This window comes from Panacagrimonas sp. (assembly GCF_965216805.1).
Taxonomy (GTDB): domain Bacteria; phylum Pseudomonadota; class Gammaproteobacteria; order Nevskiales; family Nevskiaceae; genus Panacagrimonas.
The window spans coordinates 785,670-807,602 of record NZ_CBDCGN010000002.1 but is presented as its reverse complement, the minus strand read 5'-3'; the positions used below and the strand labels follow the sequence as shown (position 1 = coordinate 807,602).

The 21,933-nt window shown below is 65.7% G+C and carries 20 protein-coding genes and 1 pseudogene; 8 read left to right on the top strand and 13 right to left on the bottom strand.

Going from position 1 to position 21,933, the window contains the following annotated elements:
• Positions 1–60 precede the first annotated feature (60 nt).
• On the bottom strand, positions 61–1,878 hold the full coding sequence (locus tag ACOOHP_RS03880) for a long-chain-acyl-CoA synthetase (RefSeq protein ID WP_420465142.1): 1,818 nt from the start codon (positions 1,876–1,878) through the stop codon (positions 61–63).
• A gap of 168 nt (positions 1,879–2,046) precedes the next feature.
• Between ACOOHP_RS03880 and ACOOHP_RS03875 the strand changes: the two genes are divergently transcribed.
• Positions 2,047–2,790 (top strand): glutathione S-transferase family protein, encoded by a 744-nt coding sequence (locus tag ACOOHP_RS03875; protein ID WP_420465141.1) that lies wholly within the window; start codon positions 2,047–2,049, stop codon positions 2,788–2,790.
• A gap of 44 nt (positions 2,791–2,834) precedes the next feature.
• Here the strand turns inward: ACOOHP_RS03875 and ACOOHP_RS03870 are convergent, their stop codons facing one another.
• Positions 2,835–5,897, bottom strand: coding sequence for a diguanylate cyclase domain-containing protein (locus tag ACOOHP_RS03870; protein WP_420465140.1), 3,063 nt, complete (start codon positions 5,895–5,897; stop codon positions 2,835–2,837).
• Positions 5,898–6,251: 354 nt separating this feature from the next.
• On the opposite strand from ACOOHP_RS03870, the gene ACOOHP_RS03865 reads away from it, so the two are divergent.
• Genes ACOOHP_RS03865 through ACOOHP_RS03855 form a run of 3 tightly spaced genes read left to right on the top strand, consistent with a single transcriptional unit; the run spans position 6,252 to position 9,178 of the window.
• Positions 6,252–6,731 (top strand): TadE/TadG family type IV pilus assembly protein, encoded by a 480-nt coding sequence (locus ACOOHP_RS03865; protein WP_420465139.1) that lies wholly within the window; start codon positions 6,252–6,254, stop codon positions 6,729–6,731.
• Positions 6,732–6,754: 23 nt separating this feature from the next.
• A complete protein-coding gene (locus ACOOHP_RS03860; protein WP_420465138.1) occupies positions 6,755–7,240 on the top strand; it encodes a TadE/TadG family type IV pilus assembly protein in 486 nt (161 codons plus the stop codon).
• 12 nt (positions 7,241–7,252) lie between these two features.
• A complete protein-coding gene (locus ACOOHP_RS03855) occupies positions 7,253–9,178 on the top strand; it encodes a TadG family pilus assembly protein (RefSeq protein WP_420465137.1) in 1,926 nt (641 codons plus the stop codon).
• Between the two features lie 66 nt (positions 9,179–9,244).
• Here ACOOHP_RS03855 and ACOOHP_RS03850 read toward each other — a convergent pair whose 3' ends face one another.
• The 9 genes from ACOOHP_RS03850 to ACOOHP_RS03810 form a co-directional block, all read right to left on the bottom strand.
• Positions 9,245–9,517, bottom strand: a complete 273-nt coding sequence (locus tag ACOOHP_RS03850) for a DUF3613 domain-containing protein (protein WP_420465136.1) — start codon at positions 9,515–9,517, stop codon at positions 9,245–9,247.
• A gap of 53 nt (positions 9,518–9,570) precedes the next feature.
• A complete protein-coding gene (locus ACOOHP_RS03845; protein WP_420465135.1) occupies positions 9,571–10,311 on the bottom strand; it encodes a tetratricopeptide repeat protein in 741 nt (246 codons plus the stop codon).
• A complete protein-coding gene (locus tag ACOOHP_RS03840; protein WP_420465134.1) occupies positions 10,308–11,246 on the bottom strand; it encodes a type II secretion system F family protein in 939 nt (312 codons plus the stop codon). Before ACOOHP_RS03840 ends, ACOOHP_RS03845 begins: the two co-directional genes overlap by 4 nt.
• Complete coding sequence (locus ACOOHP_RS03835) at positions 11,246–12,187, bottom strand: type II secretion system F family protein (protein WP_420465133.1); 942 nt, start codon at positions 12,185–12,187, stop codon at positions 11,246–11,248. The genes ACOOHP_RS03840 and ACOOHP_RS03835 overlap by 1 nt, the downstream gene beginning before the upstream one ends.
• Positions 12,184–13,404, bottom strand: coding sequence for a CpaF family protein (locus ACOOHP_RS03830; protein WP_420465132.1), 1,221 nt, complete (start codon positions 13,402–13,404; stop codon positions 12,184–12,186). Before ACOOHP_RS03830 ends, ACOOHP_RS03835 begins: the two co-directional genes overlap by 4 nt.
• A gap of 232 nt (positions 13,405–13,636) precedes the next feature.
• A complete protein-coding gene (locus ACOOHP_RS03825) occupies positions 13,637–14,830 on the bottom strand; it encodes an AAA family ATPase (RefSeq protein ID WP_420465131.1) in 1,194 nt (397 codons plus the stop codon).
• Positions 14,831–14,882: 52 nt separating this feature from the next.
• Entirely contained in the window at positions 14,883–16,220 is a 1,338-nt protein-coding gene (locus tag ACOOHP_RS03820; protein ID WP_420465130.1) for a type II and III secretion system protein family protein, read from the bottom strand.
• Positions 16,221–16,353: 133 nt separating this feature from the next.
• Positions 16,354–17,283 carry a Flp pilus assembly protein CpaB gene (cpaB, locus tag ACOOHP_RS03815; RefSeq protein WP_420465129.1) on the bottom strand — a complete coding sequence of 310 codons (930 nt, stop codon included), beginning with the start codon at positions 17,281–17,283 and terminating at the stop codon, positions 16,354–16,356.
• Positions 17,284–17,725: 442 nt separating this feature from the next.
• Positions 17,726–17,938, bottom strand: a complete 213-nt coding sequence (locus ACOOHP_RS03810; protein WP_420465128.1) for a Flp family type IVb pilin — start codon at positions 17,936–17,938, stop codon at positions 17,726–17,728.
• Between the two features lie 329 nt (positions 17,939–18,267).
• Between ACOOHP_RS03810 and ACOOHP_RS03805 the strand changes: the two genes are divergently transcribed.
• From ACOOHP_RS03805 to ACOOHP_RS03795, 3 genes are read left to right on the top strand one after another with little or no spacing between them, the layout of a single operon-like run.
• Entirely contained in the window at positions 18,268–18,462 is a 195-nt protein-coding gene (locus ACOOHP_RS03805) for a type II toxin-antitoxin system VapB family antitoxin (protein WP_420465127.1), read from the top strand.
• Positions 18,459–18,854 (top strand): type II toxin-antitoxin system VapC family toxin, encoded by a 396-nt coding sequence (gene vapC / locus ACOOHP_RS03800; RefSeq protein ID WP_420465126.1) that lies wholly within the window; start codon positions 18,459–18,461, stop codon positions 18,852–18,854. The genes ACOOHP_RS03805 and vapC overlap by 4 nt, the downstream gene beginning before the upstream one ends.
• Before the next feature lie 6 nt (positions 18,855–18,860).
• Positions 18,861–19,703: a symmetrical bis(5'-nucleosyl)-tetraphosphatase gene (locus tag ACOOHP_RS03795; protein WP_420465125.1), complete on the top strand. Its 843-nt coding sequence runs from the start codon at positions 18,861–18,863 to the stop codon at positions 19,701–19,703.
• A gap of 2 nt (positions 19,704–19,705) precedes the next feature.
• On the opposite strand, the gene ACOOHP_RS03790 is transcribed toward ACOOHP_RS03795, so the two are convergent.
• Positions 19,706–20,008 (bottom strand): hypothetical protein, encoded by a 303-nt coding sequence (locus tag ACOOHP_RS03790; protein WP_420466992.1) that lies wholly within the window; start codon positions 20,006–20,008, stop codon positions 19,706–19,708.
• A 112-nt stretch (positions 20,009–20,120) separates the two neighbouring features.
• A pseudogene (locus ACOOHP_RS03785) lies at positions 20,121–20,564 on the bottom strand (DUF6279 family lipoprotein); the annotation flags it as partial.
• A 101-nt stretch (positions 20,565–20,665) separates the two neighbouring features.
• On the opposite strand from ACOOHP_RS03785, the gene ACOOHP_RS03780 reads away from it, so the two are divergent.
• Positions 20,666–21,847: a lipid-transfer protein gene (locus tag ACOOHP_RS03780; protein ID WP_420465124.1), complete on the top strand. Its 1,182-nt coding sequence runs from the start codon at positions 20,666–20,668 to the stop codon at positions 21,845–21,847.
• Positions 21,848–21,933: the final 86 nt, after the last annotated feature.

Below are 21,933 nucleotides of genomic sequence, written 5' to 3'. Positions count from 1 at the left end.
CCATGACCCCGGCTGCGCCTGGGCTACCTCACGGAGCGGAAACCCGGGCGACAACAACCGTCAAAGCCGCACGCCGCCGCCGCAAATGTTTGCAAACACCTCTGCGCTCAAGGGCTCGTAACCGCGTCCAGCATCGAGTAAGGCATACAGCGGATCGCTCACCTTGCCGGGATCGAAACCCTCCTGTTTGACCTCGACCTTGCGGAACTTGAAGGTGCCGGTGACTTCCTGCTCCGGGCGCAGGCGCACGAACAGCGGTACCGCGTACGCCGGCAGATGTTCGGCGACAAACTGCGCCAGGCCGGCACCATCGAAATCCCCACCGGTCCAGGTCAGCGAAGCCATCCCGGCGCGACCGTCGCAGCCCGGAACTTCCACGCCGTACACCACCGCCTGCTCAACCTGCGGATGGCGGTTGAGCACGCCTTCGACTTCGGTGGTGGCAACGTTCTCGCCCTTCCAGCGGAAGGTGTCGCCAACCCGATCAATGAAGGCGATGTGGCGAAAGCCCTGGTCTCGCACCAGATCGCCGCTGTTGAACCAGCAGTCGCCCTCCTCGAAGACATTGCGGAACAGCTTTTTCTCGCTGGCCTGAGCGTCGGTGTAGCCGTCGAACGGGGTTTTGTCGCTGACCTCGGTGATCAGCAGGCCCACGCCGCCCCGGGCGACCTTGTGCATGAAGCCATCCTCGCCGCGCACCGGGGCTTCGGCCTCGGCATCGAACTCCACGATGGCGAACGGCAAAGGGCAGAATCCCGCTGTCTTCGACAACCCCAAGCCGTTGACGAAGGCGGCGTTGGACTCGCTGGCACCGTAGAACTCGGCGATGCGCTCGATACCGAAGCGCTGCTGGAACTCGTCCCAGATTTCCGGGCGCAGACCATTGCCGCAAATCACACGGACCTCGTGCTCGCGATCATCGGCCTGGGGCGGGCGGTTGAGCAGATAGCGGCAGATCTCGCCGATGTAGCAGAAGCCAGTGGCCCGGTGGCGGCGAATCTCATCCCAGAACTTGCTGGCGCTGAACTTGCGCCCCAGCGCCAGCGTGCAGCCGGCGCCAAGCACCGCACCCCAGGACACCGTCAACGCATTGTTGTGATACAGCGGCAGCGCACAGTAGAAGATGTCCTCGGCATTCAGCCGCAGAGCCATCTGGCCAAGGCCGGCCATGCCCTTGAGCCAGCGGTAATGGCTCATCACCGACGCCTTGGGCAGCCCGGTGGTGCCGGACGTGAAGATGTAGAACGCCGAGTTGCGCGCCATCACCGACTGCGTTTCCACCAGATTCGTGGAGGGCGCATTGACTAGTTCGCTGCGCAGGTTGGCGTAGCCGAACGGCGCGCCGCCGGCGCCGTCCCACAGGAGTTGCAGCCCGTTGCCGGCCGCCTCGCCCTTGGGCGTGTAGGGGGTTGTACCCAGGACCTCGCGGCATTCCTCGCCGACGATCACCACCCCGGCGCCGGTGAGCTTGAGACTATGCGCCAGCACCTCGCCGCGCTGGTTGTGATTGATCATCCCGGCGACCGCGCCTAGCTTGACGATGCCCGCCACGCAGGCCAGCACATCGGGGCGATTCTCCATCACCACGGCTACCGCATCTCCCGCGACCACGCCGCGTGCGCGCAGCACGTGAGCGATGCGATTGGCCCAGCTGTTGAACTCGGCGTAGGTCCACCGCCGATCCTCGAACGCCAGCGCAATGCGACGCGGATGGCGCCGCGCCAGTTGCTCCAGGCGCAGGCCGATGGACTGCACCGAATCGGGCTTGAGCGTGACCAGGTTGAACAGGCCGCGGTTGGCCCTGAAAGCACCCGGCAGCGTCTTGATCAGGCCGCGGGCCAGATCGGTCAGGCGGATGGTGTCGGAGGTCTGGGTCATGGGCATTCCGGTTCGCCCCGTCAGCGGGGCCTATAACGGCGGCAGCTTAGGGCCTGTGCACCGCATCGACGCAGCAGCCCTGGCGACAGGCGCCCGTGGCGCCCCGGTACGCGCGACCCCGAGCACCGCACTAGACTGCGACAAACACCGTACATCCCGGAGCCGGTCGTGCTCGAACTGTTCACTTTTCGCATGTCGCACTTCAGCGAGAAGGCGCGCTGGCTGCTCGATGCATCGGCCACCGAGTACCGGGAAGTTTGCTGGACGCCTTTCTTCCATGTGCTGCCCGCCTTGGCCCACGGCCGTATCGGCACCACCGTGCCGATCCTGCGGCATCGCGGCGGCTATGTGCAGGACAGCACCCGAATTCTGCTGTGGCTGGACTGCAACATGCCGGGTTTCCAGTTGCTGCCGCGCGACGAAACGGCGCGCAAGCAGGTATTGGAGTGGGAGGAGCGTTTCGATCGCATCGGTGCTCATGTCATCCGCTACGCCTACAGTGCCGCGCTGGACGACCGCGAGGCTGTGGTGACCCTGTGGACGCTGGATGCCAGCCCCTTGCAGCGGCGCTTCATCGCCACCTCCTTCCCACTGCTGGCGGCCGCGTTCACGCGCATCAGTGGCATTTCACCGGACGCGGCCGAGCGCTCGGCACGGACCATCGAAAGGGCGCTGGACGAACTTGACGCTGCGCTCGCCGACGGTCGCGAGTATCTGGTCGGCGACTCGATGACTGCTGCCGATATCACCGCCTGCGCGTTGCTGGCCCCGTTGGTGGGGCCGGCCGAACATCCCGTCTACAGTCGCGCCGATTTTCGCCGGACGCTGGAGCCGCTGGTGCGCGCCTGGCAGCAGCGCCCGGCATTCGACTGGGTACGGCGGCGCTATCGCCAGCGCCATGCCCGGGTCTGATCGCGATGGCGCGGGTCTCGACCGTTTGAAGGATCCGCGACGGGTCAGCCGTGGCCCGACGGCGCCGACTCGCGCTGACTGGCTCTGAATTCGCGCGCACCGACCCTGGCCTGGAAGCAGGGGCCCGCGCCGTAGCGGCACCCCTGGGTAGACAGCCATTCACGCGATAACGAATCCGCGATGCCGTCAGCCAGAACCGGGATCGCCAGCCCTTTGGATGCCAGCAGCACCAGGCGCAGCCGCTCGGTCGCCTGGGCATCTTCGGCCGATGCGGCGACTTCGTCGGGGTCCAGGATCACCAGATCCAGCGGCAGACCGCCAACCCGGTTGAGCGCGGTGAAAACCGACTCCGACGAACCGCGAAGCGCGAAGCGCACACCGCGTTCGAGCAGGCGCCGCGTCAGGTGGGCAGGAGCTTCCTGAGCTTCACCCAGGCCGGTGCTGGACAACGCGAACATCAGCCGGCGCGGCGGCACGCGGTGACGCTCCATGAGCTCGAACACGAAGCTGCTGAAATCCGGGTCCTTGAGCTGCCAGCCGGAGATGTCCACCACCACCGGCAGTGGGGCTTGGTCGATTTCGCCTTCTTCCGGCGGCGGCAGCAGGATGCAGGCTTGGTAGACCAGCCACAGCTCGACGTCGGCGAGCAGCCCGGCCCGGCCCGAGGCCTCCAGCACCTCATCGCCGGGGATGCGTCCCTGCTTGGGATGCTGCCAGTAAAAGTCGAGCATCACCGCACCCAGCTCGTCGCCCGCCATCTCGAACGCGGGCAGCACCTCGACTTCGAACTGCTGAAGCGCAAAAGCGGCGTGCAGGCTGCGTTCCAGCTCCAGGCGCCGGCGCTTCTCCGGTGGCACTTCGACGCTGTAGATGCGGTACTGGCCGGGGCCGGACTGTTTGGCCTGGTACATCGCGGCGTCGGCATGCCGCAATAGGCCCTCGGCATCCGACTCATCCAGAGGATAGAGCGCCACGCCGATGCTCGGCGTCAGGCGCAGTTCGTGATCGGGAATATCGAAGCGCGGGCCAAACGCCTCCAGGATCTTGCGCGCCAGCCCTTCGGCGTCATCCAGGCCGCGCAGCCCCTGCGCCACCACCACAAACTCATCGCCGCCCAGGCGCGCCACCGTATCGGTTTCGCGCAGTACCCCCGAAATGCGCCGCGCGGAAATTTCGAGCACGCGGTCGCCGATGTCGTGACCATACGTGTCGTTGACCTGCTTGAACCGATCCAGGTCGATGAAGAACACCCCGACCAGCCGGCTCGACCGGCTGGCGGTGAGCACCGCCTGGTGCAGACGATCCAGCAGGGTGGTCCGATTGGGCAGCCCGGTGAGCGAATCGTGCTGGGCCAGAAAGCGCATGCGATCTTCCTGCGCCTCGCGATCGGTGATGTCCACCGCGATGGCCATGAACATCGGCGGCTCTTCTTCGCGCGAGAAATTGAGCCTGACCTCGACCGGATAGGCGCTGCCGTCGGCACGGACGTGCTTGCAGCGATAGGTGATGTGATCCACCTCGCCGCCGCGCAGGCGCGACAAGTGGGTGTGAAAGGTCTCCGGCTCCAACTCCTGACTGATCGACAGCGGCGTCAGGCGGTTGATCTGCGCCGTCGGATAACCCAGATTGCGCCGCGCACCGCGGTTGACCTCGACGAAGTACAAGGATTGCGCGTCGAAGATGTAGACCTCCTCGGCGGCGGCGTCGAGCAGACGACCAAGCCGTTGCGCCAGGTTGTCGCTGCGCATGCGTTCGGTGATGTCGCGCACGATCACCACCAGGCCTTCTGAGTCTTCCACGTTCATCGGCTGCACCAGCAGCTCGACCGGAAAGGTGGTGGCGTCCTTGCGCCAGCCCACCACGCGCGGCAAACGGCCGTGATGGCGCCCGCCGATGTAGTCGGTCAGGTGCAGGCCCGGCACGTTGAGAAACGGCACCGGCAGCAGCTTGGTCAGAGTGACCCCGTCCAGTTCGCCGCGCGCATACCCGAACATGCGTTGCGCACGCACGTTAGCAAAGCGGATAACGCCGGCGGTGTCGGTGGTCAGCACGCCCTCGACCAAGTGATCGATGACGCCCAGCGATAATCGCGACTGCCGTTTGAGGCGGTCGATGAGATCGCGGCGGTCGTCGATCAGATGAAACACCATGGCCGCACCCGTAGGCGCCGAACCCGGCCGCTCCCGCAGCAGCGCGGCCATCACCTCCACCGCATGCACCTTGGCGTCGCGCGCACGCACCCACAGCTCCTTGGGTTCGTACTCGCGACCTTCGCGCAGGCAGGTCTCCGCCGGCGTCACCAGCGGCGCCTGCTGCTCGTCCAGCGGGTGAAACACCGAATAGACCAGGCGGCCGCGAGCGTCTTGAGCCGACCACCCGGTGATCTCCGCCGCACTGCGGTTCATGAAACGGATGCGCGCATCCGGGTCCACCACGATCAGCGCGCGCTTGAGCGCATCCAGCGCGTGAATGCCGTGCTGACGCAGCGTTTCGGTGACCTCCGGACCGACGATGTCCTCGTCTACGTCGTGCTCCAGCACCCGCCCCTGTCCTTGCACGCGGGCCAGCAAGGGGGTCTGACCGGTCGGCGTCGACGGTCGGCGCGTGATCGCAAAGGCCAGCGCCGCGGCAGTGGGAAAGGCCAGCAACAGCCCGATCCACCCCACCAGTCGCAACTCGCTCACCGCGCGTTCGCGCACGTCGACTGCAAAGCCGGCCGACACCGCGTAGTCGATCTTTCCGATCGCTCGTGGGCCCAAGTCCAGGCTCAGGGTGCCGCGCTCGCTGGTCAGGCGGTACAGCCAGGCGCGAACACGCTGTACGGCCAGGGTCGACAGCAGCGGCACGGCCAAGCGCTCGAAACGCCCGTCCACCGCCAGGATGGCACCCGCCGCATCTGCGACGGCCAAGTAGGTCAGGCCTAGATCGGATTCGCGCACCAGGTAGCGCACCCGGCGCACCAGGGCGTCGCCGCCACCGGCCAGGATCAGCGGTGTCAGCTCCTCGGCCGCCACGTCCAGCGCCTGCCCACGGTTGAGCTCGTCCTGCAGGCCGCCCGAGCGGAACAACGCCCGGGTGGAGAACAGACCCAGCAGGACGGCGGCCACCAGGCCAGCAGCAAGCGCAAACGTTCGCGGCTGTATTTTTCTGAGTGCTTCGAGCACCGGCCCCCACCGTTATCGCGATCCCCGATCGCGCGAAGTGTGACGCGACGGCCGATTCTATCCATAACGTCCGCAGAGACGTGGCGGCCGTTGCGCTGCGCCTCGCACCGGCGTGACAGATACGACAAGCGGCAGCGGGGCGATGGACAACCGGCATCAAGTGGGTAGCGCTTTCCGTTATCGTCTACCGCAGCAAGAAAGAACAATGCCCTGAACACCGACCCGGAGGCGGCAATGCAGCGGTGCAACGACGTTTCCAGCTGGCGCACTCGGCAACGACAGTCGGGCGCTCATGCCGTGGAATACGCCATCATCTTCCCGGTATTTTTCGTGCTTTTGTACGGCACCATCGCCTACGGCCTGATCTTCACCATGCGCTTGGGTTTGCAGCACGCAGCGGAAGAAGGGGCCCGGGCAGCGCTGCGCTACCAACTGCCGGTTGATCCCGCGGACGTCCAAGTAACGCTGCGCGAGGCCGCTGCCGAGACCGCGGCGCGCGATGCGGCAAGCTGGGTCTCCGGGCTTGGCACGCTGCAGGTCGCGGCTGATTTCTGTCCGGTGGGCATCGATTGCCTGACCAGCGGCGGTATCAAGCTGCCCGATACCCTGCCCTGCGGGGAGTCCCTTGCAGACACCTGCCAGATCGTGGTCACTGTGGCTTATCCCTACGACACGCAGCCCATTTTCCCCGCCATTCCCGGGTTTGGCCTGGTCATGCCGGAGCGCCTGTTGGGACGCGCCCGGCTGCTGGTCGACGGCCGCGCCCTGGCCCTATGACCGCCACATCTCTCCGTCATCGGATGTCTGGCACTGCTGCCGTCGAGTTCGCGCTGGTGTTCCCGGTGGTGTTCCTGATGCTTTACGGCTTGATCAGCTTTGGCGCCATCTTGTACACGCAATTGGCGGTATCGCGCGCCGTCAGCGACGGCGCGCGCGCGGCCGGGCTGCTACTGCCGCCAGCGGAAGAAGAAAGCCGCGACTATGAACGGGTCAAGACCGAAGTCATCGAGTCGTTGGCCAACTCAGCGATTGTGCCGCCGGCCAGCAATCGGAGCTTTGCGCTGCGCCGGGCCTGGCTGGAAAGCCATGTGCGCGCCCGCATCGCGGTACAGGAGGCACCTTGCGCGGCGACCGTCGCCGGCACCTGCGCCACCATTACCCTGAGTTTTCCCTACGGCAACGACGACGGGACGCGCCTGATGCCTGCAATCAATATTCCGGGCATCGGCGGCACCGAGTCCTGGTTGCCCAATGCGCTGGTTTCCGCCGCCATAGTGCGACTCTGAAGGCGTCGTCCCATGAACATCCACGCTATCGCCAAAGGCCTCACACCCCGCCGCCAGCGTGGGTCGGTGCTGGTCAATGTCGCGGCCGGACTGTCGGTCATGGTGGTGCTGTTGGGCAGCATCGATCTGGGCCTGCTCTACTACTACAAGCGCGAGTATCAGAAAGCAGCAGACTTGGCCGCGACCGCGGGCGCCAGCGTGCTGCCGGCCGGATGCGTGGCAGCGGAACTCGCGGGAACCGAGAGCGCCAGCATCAATCTTGCGCAACACGAGCACGACGCCCCTACGGTGCAGTGCGGCGTTTGGACTGCAACGGCAGTCCCCCGCTTCACCGCGACGGCGGACAACGCCAACGCGATACGCGCCATTATTCTCGGGTCCGTGCCCACATTGTTTGTGGGCAGTCGCAATCTTTCGGCGGAGGCCATCGCTGTATCCGGCGCACGCAGCGCCGCCTTGAATCTGCGCAGCACCTTGGTGAGCGTGGATACCAGCCAGTCTGCCGTTCTGAATTCCTTGTTCGGCGGGCTGCTTGGCGGCAACGTGTCGCTGAGCGCGGTCGGATGGGATGGACTGGTCAATACCGATATTTCGTTGCTCGACTATCTCGATCAGCTCGCGATCGACCTAGGCGTGCAAGTTGGAGATTACGACCAGTTGCTGCAGACCGATGCCAGCGTCGGTGAGTTGATCGACGCCGCGATCGCCTTGCTGGATCGTGGACAGGGCACCGGCGAAGTCAACGCCGCCCTGGGCGGATTGGAGGTGCTGCGTCTTGCCATCCCACCGGGCACGCCGCTGATCCGGTTGGGCGATCTGATCGCAGTGCAAAGCGGCACCCCTGCCTCCGGACTGGACGCTGCGCTACAGGTATTCCAGCTGGTGCAGGCATTCGTACAAGCCGCCAACGCCGAGAACGTGGCTGCTGCCACGGTCAACCTCGGAGCGTTGAGCGTCCAGGTCAAGATGCTGGAGCCACCGCAGATTTCGGCCATTGGCGACCCCGAGCTGGCCCGTCAGGACCCCGACGGTCCTGACCGGATCTACGTCCGCACCGCGCAGGTCAGGACGCTCATTTCCGTCAACCTGCCAGCGCTCGGCGGTGTCACCGGCTTGGTCAATGCCGTGCTCGACCTCGCCAGCCCGGTGACCACCCTATTGAACGACGTGCTTTCTCTGGACCTGGTCAGCGCGCTCTCCGGCCTGGTCGGCTCCCTGCTAGGCATTCCATACGAAGTGACCGACATTCAGGTGGTGCCGGGTAATCCCCGCATCGATATCAGCCTCGACGCCGGTGGCGGCGAGGCCAAGGTCACTGGCTTCAACTGCCCGGCGCCCGGAGGCAAGGAACTGGATACCGACGTCCTGACCTCGGTCGCAGATTTGCGTGTTGGCCGGCTGGAAACCGATCCGGGCGCCCCCGGCTATGTGTTCGGATCTGATGTGCCACCCAGCGTGGGGCCTGTGCCGCTGGTGGATGTTGGTGTCAAGACCTGTCGGAAATTCTTAGGGCTCGTTTCGTCCTGCGAGGCCAGACGACCGTTTGAGGGCGGCGGCATTGGCATCATGGTTCAAAGCGCCGTCGCTGGCGCGCCATTCACCAACACATTCATCGATCCGCCAAACCTTGATCAGGACCCGATCTACGAAACCTTTGCGACCGAAAACATCGTTGACAGCCTCGCCTCAACGCTGGGCGGGGTGCAGATCCAACTCTATGGTCCGGATGGTGGGGGTGGACTGGGCGGGGTACTCAACCTCGTCGGCACGTTGTTCAACACGGTCAAAGGCATCCTCCAGCCGATCATCAACAATCTGCTTTCGCCCTTGCTCGACCCGCTGGTCAACCTGTTGCTGGAAACTCTCGGACTGGACCTCGCGCAACTCGAGGTCGGTGCGCGCCTGACCTGCGGCGGCGACGCAGCGCTGGTCGAGTAAGCAGTAGCGCTGCACCGGTTGTTGACCGTCCGGTACCCGCGCCGGATTCTCCGCCGGTGCCTTCGCTTACTGCCCGCCGCCGTCCTCGATGAACCCCTCGCGATCCAGGGTTTCGGGAATCGGCTGGCTGAAGCTTTCCGCGTAGCGTCGATACGTACGGTCGGCGATGTCGCCGGGCAGCGGCCGCGCAACCGGCGAGGCGGCGGTGCCGCCTTTTTGCAGTTCCACCCAGTCACGTGCGGATGCTGGGGCAGGTGCGGCGGTCTGCTGCGCTGCGAGTGGCAGGGCCAACGTCAGGGCTGTCCAGACTGCCGCGGATGCAAGGATTTTGTCGATCATGATGGCAACGGCTCCGGGTTGGTCAGGACTGTGGCAGGCAACGACGATGTCGCTCAGCCCTTGGGAGAAATGGGCAGCGCCACGATCGGACGCTGCGGAAAACTCTGCGCCTGGCGACGCATGCCGGCAAGCGCGGTGTCGGTCAGGTCGGCCTCTTGCGCCAGCTTCTTCACCGCCGGCTCGTCGCCGGTGACGATCATCAGCAGGATCAGGTTATGCCTGGCTTTCTTGCTGCCGCTGCCGGTTTCCAGCTCCACCGCGGTGGCGAGCTGGGTCAAGGCGGCGCCGTGCTGGCCGGCCAGCATCAGCGCGTAGCCCAGGTCGTTGCGCATCTCGGTGTCGGTGGGACGCCGCTGCACAGCCTGCTGCATCTGCCACACCGCGGTGCGCAGATCGGTCTGGACGTTGGTCAGACCCAGACCGTGATAGGCCTGCGCCGCGAACTCGGTGCGCAACAGCTCGCGGTAGATGGCCTGTGCGGCCGCAGATTGTCCCAACCGCCGACGGGCATCGGCCTCCAGCAGGCGCAGTTCGTCGCTGGGCCCGGATTCGCGCACCTGCGCCTCGATGTGCGCCACCGCCGCGTAGTACTGCTGCTGGCGCAGCATGCCGCGAATCAGATCGGTATGAACCTTGCGCCGGGCGTCGGGGCTGTCGTCGGGTATTTCCTCCGCCACCATGCGATCCAGCTGCTGGCGATCGGGCGAAGTGGTGCAGCCCCCCAGACCCAGGCCCAACCCCAGGCCGAGCGACATCAGGGCGAACGCACCGATCGGATGCGGCCGGGCATTCACTGGTTGACGTCCCTGAGCGCGGTGATCACCGCCAGAAACGCCGGACCCGCCACAAAAATCAACAAAGCCGGGAAAAAGAACAACACCATCACCACGGTCATGCGGCCGGACATCAGGTTGACCATTTCGCGCATGTCCAGGGTGCGCCGCTCTTCGATCACCTTGAGCGCCTCCAGCAAGGGGTCGCGCACTTCGCCGCCGTAGCGGTCCACCTGACGCAGCAACGCCAGCACATTGCCGAGATCCTCGAGCGCAATGCCGGCGGAAAGATTGTTCAACAGTTCGCCGGTTTCGCCGCCCGCTTCCATCTGCCGCAGGATCAGTTCGAACTCACGTCCCAGCTCCGGCAGCACGCCCTTGCCGTCGCGCACCATGCTGGCGAACGCCTGGCGCGTGGACAGTCCGGCCTCGAACAACAGTACCAGCAGGTGAATGAACAGCGGCACCTCGGCCTTGATGCGGCGCACGCGCGCAGCGGCCGAAGACCGCAGCACCATGCGCGGCAACAGCATGCCCAGCATCACGCCGCTGATGGCGAACAGCAGCAGCATCGGCGGCTGCGCCAGCTTGCCGGTACCGAACACGGCGATCAGCGCCACCCCGCCCAGCAGCAGCAGGGGCACCAGCGCCTGGGCAGTGTAGAAGATCAAGCGATGCTGCGGAGCCCGCCATCCCGCCTGCATCAACAGACGAGAAGTCTCGTTGCTGGTATCCACCAGCGCGTCGAGCTTCTTGCCGCCGCTGGCGATGGACTGCAGCAACTCGCCGGAGCCAGCGCCGGAGAACTCGTTGGGCTGCACCCCCAGCGGGTTGAGCCGCTGCTTAAGACGAGCCGCTTCCCTGCCCTGCGCGATCAGGTACACCACGGCGACGATCGCGGTGCCGCCAAGCACGATGGCGGCTGCGATGAGCATGGCGAACAAGCCCGGACTCATCACTCGTTATCCTCGGTGGCGCTCATCATGCGGTAGATCACCACCACCCCCGCGACCTGCAGCGCCACCGCCAGGATCAGGGTTATACGCCCGCCGGTCAGCTCCCACATCTGACTGTAGTAGGTGCGGTTCTGGATGTAGATGTAGGTCGTCAGTGCGGCCGGGATGATCGCCAGCACCAGCGCGGAAAAACGGGTTTCCGCGGTCAGCGCGCGCAACTCGCGCGCAGCCGCATCGCGCGAACGGATCGCCGCAATCAGGCTGCGGAACACGTTGCGCAGCGACCCGCCGTACTTGCGGTTGATCGACGCCGCCAGCGCGATGACCTTGATGTCGCGGATGCGGTGAATCTCCGCAGTCTCCGCCAATACCTGGTCCACCGGCGCGCCCAGGCGCACCTGTCGGCCCACCGACTGAAACAAGGGCTTGAGCGGTTCCGGGCTCTCGGCCGCCGCCAGCGCCAGCGACTCTTCCAGCGTGTTGCCGGCCTGCAGCACACGCAGTCCGGCTTCCAGGTACGCCGGCAACTGCTCCACGATCTTGGCGCGGCGGCGGGCGGCGCGCTGCCGCAGAACGCCGTAACCGAAGGCCAGGACCAGCGCCACCACGATGCTGCCACCGAACCAGCCGAAGATCAGCAGGGTCACCGGCACCATCGCGCCCAGAATCCACAGTACCTTGGCCACGGTATCCGGCTCGGCTTGGGAGCCCGCTCGCCAGACGATGTGACAAGCGGTGCGTAGTAGCGGACTGCGCAGTTGCGCATCGCGCGAGGCCTTGGCTGCAAGTTCGGGCTCGTCGCCGGCGCGCAGACGCAGCAACATCTCGTCGCGTCGCGCACGGCTGTCGGCGTACATCAGCAGCCAGATCGACAGGGTCGCGGTGCCGGCGGCCATGACGAACAACAGCACCGCCATCAGGTTCACGTCCGGCAGGCTCACGCTACGCCCCCGGTGCGCAGATCCTGATGCTCGGCCAGATCGAGGTCGTAGCGGAACATCTCGCGCATCGACATGCCCTGTTCGTTGTGCCCGGTGATTTCGGCGACTGACATAAGACGACGTTCGCCGGTGGCGAGGCGCGCGACGTGCACGATCAGATGAATGGCTGCCGCAACCTGACCGCGGAAGGTGTTGTCGCTGCCGGTGAAGCCGGCAAACCCCGCCAGCAACTCCAGACGGTGAATGGCGTCGCGCGGCGTGTTCGCATGCAGGGTGGTCATCGAGCCGTCGTGGCCGGTGTTCATCGCCTGCAACATGTCCAGCACCTCGTCGCCGCGGATCTCGCCGACGATGATGCGGTCGGGGCGCATACGCAGAGCATTGCGCACCAGGTCGCGCGCGGTCACCGCGCGCTGCCCCTCCAGATTGGGCGGGCGGGTTTCCAGGCGCACCACGTGCTCGTGCTCCAGGCGCAGTTCGGCAGCGTCTTCGATGGTGATCACGCGCTCGGTGCGCGGAATCCATTGCGACAGCAGATTCAGAAACGTGGTCTTGCCCGAGCCGGTGCCGCCGATCACGATCAGATTGGCACGCTTGCGCACGCGGCCTTGCAGATACTCGAGCGCCGCCTGGCTGACGCTGCCGCCGCGCACCAGGTCCTCGGCGCGCAAGGCCTGCTTGCGGAATTTGCGGATCGACAGGCAGGGGCCGTCCAGCGCGATGGGCGGGATGATGGCATTGACGCGCGAACCGTCCGGCAGGCGGGCGTCGACCATGGGGGTGGATTCGTCCACACGCCGGCCGATCGGCGACAGGATGCGTTGGATGACACGGATGACATGGCCGTCGTTGACGAACCGGATCGGCGCCACCGACAGGAGGCCTTCGCGCTCGATGAACACGCGGTTGGGTCCGTTGACCACGATGTCGTTGACGGTGTCGTCGTCGACCAGCGCCTGGATCGGCCCGTAGCCCATCAGTTCGTCGCGTGCATCGCGCGCCAGGATTTCGCTTTCGCGCGCGTTCACCGGCAGGCGCTGCTGGGTCACGTATAGGCGCACCTGCTCCAGCACGTAGCGCTCCACCCGCGGAGCGTCCCAGCCGTCGATATCCAGATTGCGCTCTTCGATCTGCGCAATGAGATTGCGGTGGATCGCGCTCTTGAGCTGCTGGTACTGGTCCGACAGGCGGAATCGCGTGGAAGGCTCGGTGCTCATTGAATCCACAAAGCGCCTCCCCGCTTCCCTTGAACAACCCGCGTAGCCCGGGTGCAACCCGGGGTTTGCCTACGCCGGCACGTGGAGCCCCGGGTTGCACCCGGGCTACGGGGCTGCAGCTGTCGGCTCGGCACATGCAACGAACCGCGGCGGCGGGCACGGCCCGCCCTACCGTCGGAATCGCACCTAGGGCGGCCCATGGCCGCCGCAGCGAGGAATTGCGGGCCACGCTTCACTTGAACAGCCGGCTCAGCAGGCCACCGCCCGATTCACTGGTGCCGGTCGTGGCGTCCCGGGGCGCCTGCAGCGTGGCCGCGAGTTGGCGCACGCCGGCACAGTATTCGTCCTTGGGCGCACAGACGAACATGGGCTCGCCCTGGTTCATCGCCTGGGTGCGGTTGGCCGCCTGCGTACTCAGGGTGGCCGACACCGGCAGGTCCAGCAGCTCGGAAAGGTTCTGCGGTTCCAGACCTACACGTTTTCGATAATCGTCCACGACCAGGCCGAGGCGGTCCAGCGGACAGTCGTCCAGACGCAGCGCACGCAGCAGGTACTTGCTATGCCGCGATCGCAGGATCGACTGGTCGGTGAGCATCAAGCTGCGATCCGCAAGACCGAGCAGCCCGCGCAGCGCATCAACGCCCAGATGGCCGTCGTAGGCCACCACCGTGCAGGCAAACAGGCCGCGCAGAACACTCAGTAACTGCATCAGCTCGGTGCCGTCGATGTGCGGTCGGCCGATGAAGTCTTCCGGCAGGCTGAGCACATACAGCCCGCTGGCATGGCGCGAAAACGCCGTGTCGACCAAGGTGGCATCGCAGCGGTTGCCGTCATTGATGGCATCGAGCACGCCGTAGGTCTGGTTGAGATTCAGGAAGATGCTGGCAGCACCGGCCGGTATTGCCACGTCCAGCAGCAGCACCCGCTCGCCCTTGCCCAGTCGCTCGGCACAGGCCAGCGCCAGATGTTCGCCGAGAAAGGCGATGCTCTCGCCGGGCAACGCCGCCATGACACCGTAGACCCGGCCCTGCGCACGTCCCGCAGTGGCCCCCGGCGCACTGCGTCGCAACAGCCGGCTGAGCAGCGCGGCGACGTTGGCGTCATCGCGCTGCACGATGAAGAAGTCCCGCGCGCCAGCTCGCATCGCTGCCAGCATCGTGGCCGAGTCGCCATCCTGACCGACGCCAGCGACCGCGATGTCGGGGACGCGTTCGAGCAGATGCTCCACCAGGGCGGCACGCACCGCTGCAGTGGCGGGGCTGAACTCGAAGAACACCACGTCGACTCGACCGGTGGCGTGGATGCGATCCACCAGATCGTCAACATCGCTCACGCGCGCCAACGAAAACTCGGCGCCCGGCGCGGCGTTCTGCAGCCAGTTGAGGTAGACCGGATCGTCGGCAATGACCAGCGCCTGCGTTCTCACCTGCTATCCCCGTGCAACGTTCTATGAGTCTTGATTCTCGCCGAGGTCGCGATCAATTGCTGAAGCCGGTGGACTGCGATTCGAAATCGCCCGATTCCTCGAAGATCAGTTCGCCAAAGCCCGGCCGGTAGTGGTCGTACTTGACGCCCGGCAGCGGCGGCAGCCTGGCTTCTCGCGCGATCGGGCGCACCAAGTGCGGCGTCACCACCATGATCAGTTCGCGCTCGGAGCGGTCGTAGCTCACCGACTTGAAGAAAGCACCGAGGATGGGGATGTCGCCCAGGCCCGGAACCTTGTCCACGTTCGCAGTCAGGTTGTTGCTGACCAGACCCGAGATCACAAAGCTTTCGCCGTCACCCAGTTCGATCGAGGTCTCGGTTCGCCGCACCGTCAGCGCCGGAACCGCCACGCCGCCGATCTGGATGCCCGCAGTGAAGTCGAGATCGCTGACCTCCGGCGCCACCTTCAGCGCGATGCGGTCCTTGGACAGCACCGTCGGGGTCAGTGCCAGGCGCACGCCGAATTCCTTGTACTCCACCGTGACGCTGCCGCTACCGGTCGCACCGGACTGATTGACCGGCACGGGGAACTCGCCACCCGCCAGAAAACTGGCGGTCTGGCCGCTCATCGCGGTAAGGCTGGGCTCGGCCAGCACACGCACCACGCCGCGGGTCTCCAGAATGTTCAGCATGCCGCCGATGGTCTCGTTGTTGCCGATGTCGGTGGGGCTGACCAGCAGGCTGAAGGCATTCGAAACCAGATCGAACCCGGTGCCGATGGCGATGTTGCCGTCGTTGCCGATGCGCGAATAATTGAGATTGAGTCCGTAGCGCTTGGCCGTGGTGCGGTTGACCTCGGCGATCTTGATTTCAGTCAACACCTGGAAATCACCCTCGACCTGGCTGAGGTCCAGCGGCTGCTCGCCAGGTGGTTGCGCGGCCTGCTGCGCACGACGGTAGGCCAGCAGATTGGGCAGCCGGCCTTCCAGGCTGGCGCCGCGCTCGATGGTCGCGGCGGCCAGCTCCGGATCGGGCGTGGCGGTCTTGGTCGGATCCTGGATGGCGCCAACCCGAATCCGATACTCCTTGGGAAGTGCCACCGCCTTGGGCCACACCAGCAGGCTGGTCAGGCCCAGCTTCTTGCCGGTCACCAACAACTCGCGCCCGTTGATGACGTTGACATCCGCAATACCCGGGTCGCCCACCGCCACCCGTTTCACGCCTGCGGCTTCGCGCAGCAGGATGTGGGTGCCGAGTTCGACCTCGAGCACTTGCGGCGGCGCGGGGACCGCATTTCCGGAGCCGAGCCCCGCGATCAGCACCGCGACGGGCACCAGAACCCATACCAACCAGGTCCGCAGCCGCGGGAATACGCCGTTATTGGAGTTCATGTGCGGCCGGGTTCCCTTTCGAATTCAATCTTCTACCTGTTTTCGCCGATCCATCGCCGGGCCTGGCTGCCGACCTGCAGGGGCCGGACCCTAATTGCCACAGCGCTGGCCTGTCATCCCTGAGCGCATCGCCTCAAGGCGTCACCGACTCGATCTCGGTGCCGCGATACACGTACACACGCTCGCGCACCACCGTTCTCTTTTGTGCGGGTGGCGGCTCCACCTGCGCCAGTTGCCGCGCGGTCAAGGCCTTGTCCGGCACTTTCTTGGCCTCTTCTGCCTTCCGCGCCGCCTCGTTCGTCGGCAGGCTCGCAAGCTGACCGCCATCCGCAGCGACCGGCTCCTGCGCGGTACCGTGCAGGGCCAGACGCAGCTCGCCCATGCTGGCGCCCAACATCAGGCGCGTGGTCTTGTCATCCGGAACCGCCAGCACCGCGGTGCGCTGGCGGCGATTGGCCTGTTGCGGGGACTCGGCGTCGCGCAATCCTTCCGGCCGGTCGACCAGGAGCTCGTGGTAAGCCAGCACGCGGGTCTTTTCCAGCAGTACACGCGCCTGCGCGTTTTCGACTTCATTGCCGTTACGCAGATACATCAGCACGTCGACGATGTCGCCCGGACGTACGAAGCCGCCGACTCCGATGACATCGGTGACCTCGACCGAGATCGCCTGAAAGCCGGGTGGCACCGACTTGGCCAGCACATTGCCCTCGGCGAAGTAACGCTGGGTGACCGGCGCGCCCTGGTCGATGTCCACCAGCGGCTCCTTGCCCACCACGTCTTCCAGGCTCGTGTAGTACTCGCGCGGCGCCACCGTGACTTCCGCCAGAATCACATCATCCTTGGGAATCGGCTGGTAGGCCGCCAGCGGCTTGACCGCGACCACCGCCAGAATCTTGGGCGCCTGGTCTTCGGTCGGCGCCTGCTCCGCCACACGAGCCTGCGCCTGTGCACGCTCGTTGGTCAGCGCGTAGTCGCGGCTGACCCGGTAACCCACGACGGCCAGCACGATCGTAAGCAGGATCGCAACACCCGCGACGACCTTGGCTGCGGTACTACTGATCATTCGGTTCCCCCGGAAAACGAAGCTTTCGAACCCGGCAGCGGAGACTGCAATCCACGATCTGCATTTCTCTAGCCACAGCGCGCCGCAGCGCCAGCCGGGCACTACATGTTAGCCGGTAACGTCAATGCGATACGTCGCCAACGATCTCCGGCATACCGCGCGTGCACCCGCCGGTCCGGGACCGCAGTACGTCGCTGCTGCCAGCTTCGGGCCCACACCCGCCGACGCTGAAACCATCACCAGGACCCTAAGGCTGTCGAAGCCAGCGGCCACGGCCCGCCCCACGTTGGCTGCAACCGGTCATGAGAGCCGCCGGCAACGTCCCGAACGTAGGACGGCCCGTGGCCGCCGCAAGCCCGATTCACAGGTCTCCACGCTTCGATATGTGGGGAGCGCGCCACGACCGCCGCAGGTCGGCGGGCGAGGCCCGCCCTACGAAACTTTAAGGAGTAGGCGTTGTTGCAGCATCCGTGACGGCGGTCTGGGCCGTTCCGAACAGATCGTCGAGACCGTCGCCCAACAGAATCAGCGTGGCGATAATCACCACTGCGACCAAGCCCAGAATCAGCCCATACTCAACCGCGCTAGCACCTTCCTGCTTGCGGCTGCGGGTCTGCATGGCAACGTATGCACGGGTAGAAAGTTTATTCAACATGGCGACGCTCCGTATTTTGTAAACCGGCCCCAGCTCGGCCAGCGACGCCACTATGTGCCGGCCGCCCGGAACCGTCAAAGCTATACAGGCCGGGCTTTTGTACCGCTTGTCGGTTCCGCTCTAAAGCGGCCGCGGCGACGATTCGCCGCCACAACGACCACCGTCCCTGGCCGACGCAGTAACGGTACCGGGTTGCACCCGGGCTAATGCGCTGGCTACGGGACTGCACCAAGCGGCGCCGCGTCAACTGGCCGCGCCATATCGCAGTGCGATGATGCCGCGCCTACGTCGGTGCATAATGTGTACATCATCCAGAAAGAGTACACATGATGCGGACCAACATCGTGATTGACGACAAGCTGATGAAGGACACGCTCCGACTCACCGGGCTCAAGACCAAGCGCGAAGCCGTGGAACTGGGGCTGCGCACCCTTGTGAGGCTGCGCAAGCAAGAGCAGATCAGGCGGTTGCGCGGAAAATTGAACTGGCAGGGCGACCTGGGCGCCATGAGAACGGATCGGTGATCCTGGTCGATTCCAGCGTCTGGATCGATTACTTCCGGGGCCACCCAACCGCCGAAGCCGAGCGGCTCGATGAGCTTCTGCAAACCGAGCCCCTGCTGACGGGCGATCTGATCCTGACCGAAGTGCTCCAGGGCTTCGCATTGGAGACCGATTTCAACAGGGCCAGGGCGCTATTGACGTCGCTGGACATTGTCGCTCTGGGCGGCAAGGACATCAGCATTCAGGCGGCGCAGAACCACCGCAGGCTACGCCGCAAGGGCGTCACCGTGCGAAAGACCATCGACACCCTCATCGCCACCAGTTGCATCGAGAACGACTACGTCCTGCTCCACAACGACCGGGACTTCGACGCATTCGTGCAGCACCTGAAGCTGCGTTCCGTATTTCCATGATCTGACATGGCCACCTACGCGATCGGCGACATCCAGGGCTGCTACGACGAACTGCAGGAGCTTCTGACACTGATCCGCTTCGACGTCGCGCAAGACCATGTGATTCTGGTCGGCGACCTGGTCAACCGGGGTCCGCGATCGCTGCAGGTGCTGCGATTCGTGCGCGCGCTCGGCAGCGCTGCCAGCGTGGTCCTGGGCAATCACGACCTGCATCTGCTGGCGGTGTCGTACGGCGCCCGCACCGGTCGCCGCGACACGCTGGACGAGGTACTGGCGGCAACCGACCGCGGCGAGGTTCTCGACTGGCTGGCCAGGCAGCCGCTGGCGCTGCTGCACGAGCCCACCGGCACCCTGATGGTTCATGCCGGCGTGGCGCCGCAATGGAGCCCGTCGCAAGCCCTGGAACTGGCCGACGAGGCCAGCCGGATCATCCGGAGTGCAGATGGACCTCGCTTTCTGATGCGCATGTACGGCGACGAGCCGGATCACTGGGACGATGGACTACGCGGTATCGAGCGCGCGCGCTTTGTCGTCAATTGCCTCACGCGACTGCGCTACTGCGGCGCCGACGGGCGCCTGGACCTGCGGCACAAGGGCGCCCCCGGTCGGCACGCGGCCGAGCTGTTGCCGTGGTTTCAAGTGCCGGGCCGGCTGACGCGGGACACGCCGATCGTGTTCGGTCACTGGTCCACCCTGGGTCGCATCGCCTGGCCGGAATTCGCCGTTCACGGCCTGGACACGGGCTGCGTGTGGGGTGGCCGCCTGACGGCACTGCAGCTCGAAACCGGTCGCCTGTTCGACGTGCCCAGCCGCACTCCGCCGGCAGCGCAAATCTTCGGCGACGGTTGAGCCTACGGCACCGGATCCGGCGTGGCGCGCGCTGCCAGGACCTGGAAATCCTCACGCCAGTCCGCCAGTTCATCGCGTAGATGCTCGCGCTGATCGGCCTGCAGGCCATTGGCGAAATCGGACAGGAACGTCCGCCAGGCAAGGTTGTGCGCGTCAGGCGGTCGGTGCAGCCCGCCGTCCGCAGGGCCGCGCAGGAAAAGGCGCTCGAGGTCGACGCACGCGCCCGGCGCTCCACGCGCATCGAGCAGCAGCGCAAGTCGCTCGCGCCACTGCGCACGGCGTTGAATCCAGACCTCGTGCGTCAAGGTGCGCGCCTGGTTCCAGATCTGCGCCTGTCGATGCTGCGCATCGCCAAGATTGCCCCACCCAGCGCTCCAGCGAGCGCAGCAGACGCTTGCCGGCCCGTTCGCGGACCTCGGCCTCGGAACGTTCGACGAAGCGCTCGCGATCGCGGTCGATCCGCTCGTCGATACGGCGCAAGATCGAGTCGCGCTGGTCGTCGCTGAGGCTGGCCACGATTGCACAGGCCTGCGGCGCCACACGCTGCACGAGCCGATCCCAGTGCGATTCGGCGCGCCGTTGCCACTCCAGCAAGTCTTCAGGACTCACCGTCCGGTCGATCTGAGCGGAGAGCGCCTGCAAATCCTGCGCGTACACCGGCAATTGCCGAGCCCGATGCCAGTCCCAGCCCGACTGGAAAAGCGCGTCGAACTGCCGTCGCTGGTTGCGGTCAAGCTCGACGTAGCGGCCGAGCTGCCAGCCCACGATCCAGTCCAGGCGCTCGTATGTCAGCCGCGGCGCCGAGCACGCCGTCAATACCAGCACACACAGCGACAAGACGATGAGTTTGCCCCGAGACATCGATCGGATCGCGAGGGCTAGGGTTCGTCCCTAGACCAATGGAGGGGTTCAACAGGTGTGCGGCGCACTAAAGTAGTTCGACCGTTCCTCAGGATACCAGCATGACCCGCAAAATCTTTGTCGCCGGCGTCGGCATGATTCCCTTCGTCAAGCCCGGCAAGAGCGAGTCCTACGACATCATGGGCGCCAAGGCCGTCGCCATCGCGCTGGAGGACGCGGGCGTGGACTACACCCGGGTCCAGCAGGTCTACGCCGGCTATGTCTACGGTGACAGCACCTGCGGGCAGCGCGCGGTGTACCACGTGGGCATGACCGGGGTGCCCTTGATCAACGTCAACAACAACTGCTCCACCGGTTCCAGCGCGCTGTATCTGGCGCGTCAGGCGGTGGAATCCGGCGCGGTCGAGTGCGCGCTGGCCGTGGGTTTCGAGCAGATGCAGCCCGGCGCGCTGGTCAGTCACTTCGACGATCGGCCCGAGCCGCTGGGCGCGTTCATCGATATCGCCCAGCAGCTCAAGCCGGCGCCCGGCGCCCCGATGGCGCCGCACATGTTTGGCACTGCTGGCGCCGAATACCTGGACAAGTTCGGCGTGGGGCCGGAACTGTTCGCCAAGGTGTCGGTGAAGGCGCGCCGCCACGCCGAGCACAATGACAAGGCGATCTTCCGGACCCTTGTCACCGAGGAGGAAGTGCTGGGTTCGCCCACCATCTTCGGGCCGATGACGCGCCTGATGTGCTGCCCGCCCACCTGCGGTGCGGCCGCGGCGATCATCGTCAGCGAAGCCTTCGCCAGAAAGCACGGGCTCAAGACCGACGTGGCGATCCTGGCCCAGTCGATGACCACCGACTTCACCTCCACCTTCGACCAGGGTTCGATGATCAAGGCGGTGGGCTATGACATGACGGGCGCCGCTGCTAAAGAGGTCTACGAGAAGGCCGGCGTGGGTCCGGACGACGTCGATGTCTGCGAGCTGCACGACTGCTTCACCGCCAACGAGGTGTTGACCTACGAAGGCCTCGGCCTGACGCCCGAGGGCACCGCCGAGAAATTCATCGCCGATGGCGACAACACCTACGGCGGCAAGGTGGTGACCAACCCGTCCGGCGGCCTGTTGAGCAAGGGCCATCCGCTGGGCGCGACCGGCCTGGCGCAGTGCACCGAGCTGGTCGATCAGCTGCGCGGCCGCTGCGGTGTACGGCAGGTGGAGAATCCGAAGATTGCCCTGCAGCACAACCTGGGACTGGGGGGTGCCTGCGTGGTGACGATGTACGGGCGCGCCTGAGCGGGCGGTCCGATCGGGACGCCGCGGATCAGATCGAATCGATCGCCGCGGCCCGCTGCGGGCCCAGCCTCGCGGCTGATGGGCAG

Bases quoted from the DNA above. Each gene is read 5' to 3' on its own strand.
- ACOOHP_RS03880 (WP_420465142.1), bottom strand. From the start codon at position 1,878: ATGACCCAGACCTCCGACACCATCCGCCTGACCGATCTGGCCCGCGGC.
- ACOOHP_RS03780 (WP_420465124.1), top strand. From the start codon at position 20,666: ATGACCCGCAAAATCTTTGTCGCCGGCGTCGGCATGATTCCCTTCGTC.
- ACOOHP_RS03855 (WP_420465137.1), top strand. From the start codon at position 7,253: ATGAACATCCACGCTATCGCCAAAGGCCTCACACCCCGCCGCCAGCGT.
- ACOOHP_RS03830 (WP_420465132.1), bottom strand. From the start codon at position 13,404: ATGAGCACCGAGCCTTCCACGCGATTCCGCCTGTCGGACCAGTACCAG.
- ACOOHP_RS03810 (WP_420465128.1), bottom strand. From the start codon at position 17,938: ATGTTGAATAAACTTTCTACCCGTGCATACGTTGCCATGCAGACCCGC.
- cpaB (WP_420465129.1), bottom strand. From the start codon at position 17,283: ATGATCAGTAGTACCGCAGCCAAGGTCGTCGCGGGTGTTGCGATCCTG.
- ACOOHP_RS03840 (WP_420465134.1), bottom strand. From the start codon at position 11,246: ATGAGTCCGGGCTTGTTCGCCATGCTCATCGCAGCCGCCATCGTGCTT.
- ACOOHP_RS03805 (WP_420465127.1), top strand. From the start codon at position 18,268: ATGCGGACCAACATCGTGATTGACGACAAGCTGATGAAGGACACGCTC.
- ACOOHP_RS03820 (WP_420465130.1), bottom strand. From the start codon at position 16,220: ATGAACTCCAATAACGGCGTATTCCCGCGGCTGCGGACCTGGTTGGTA.
- ACOOHP_RS03860 (WP_420465138.1), top strand. From the start codon at position 6,755: ATGTCTGGCACTGCTGCCGTCGAGTTCGCGCTGGTGTTCCCGGTGGTG.
- ACOOHP_RS03795 (WP_420465125.1), top strand. From the start codon at position 18,861: ATGGCCACCTACGCGATCGGCGACATCCAGGGCTGCTACGACGAACTG.
- ACOOHP_RS03850 (WP_420465136.1), bottom strand. From the start codon at position 9,517: ATGATCGACAAAATCCTTGCATCCGCGGCAGTCTGGACAGCCCTGACG.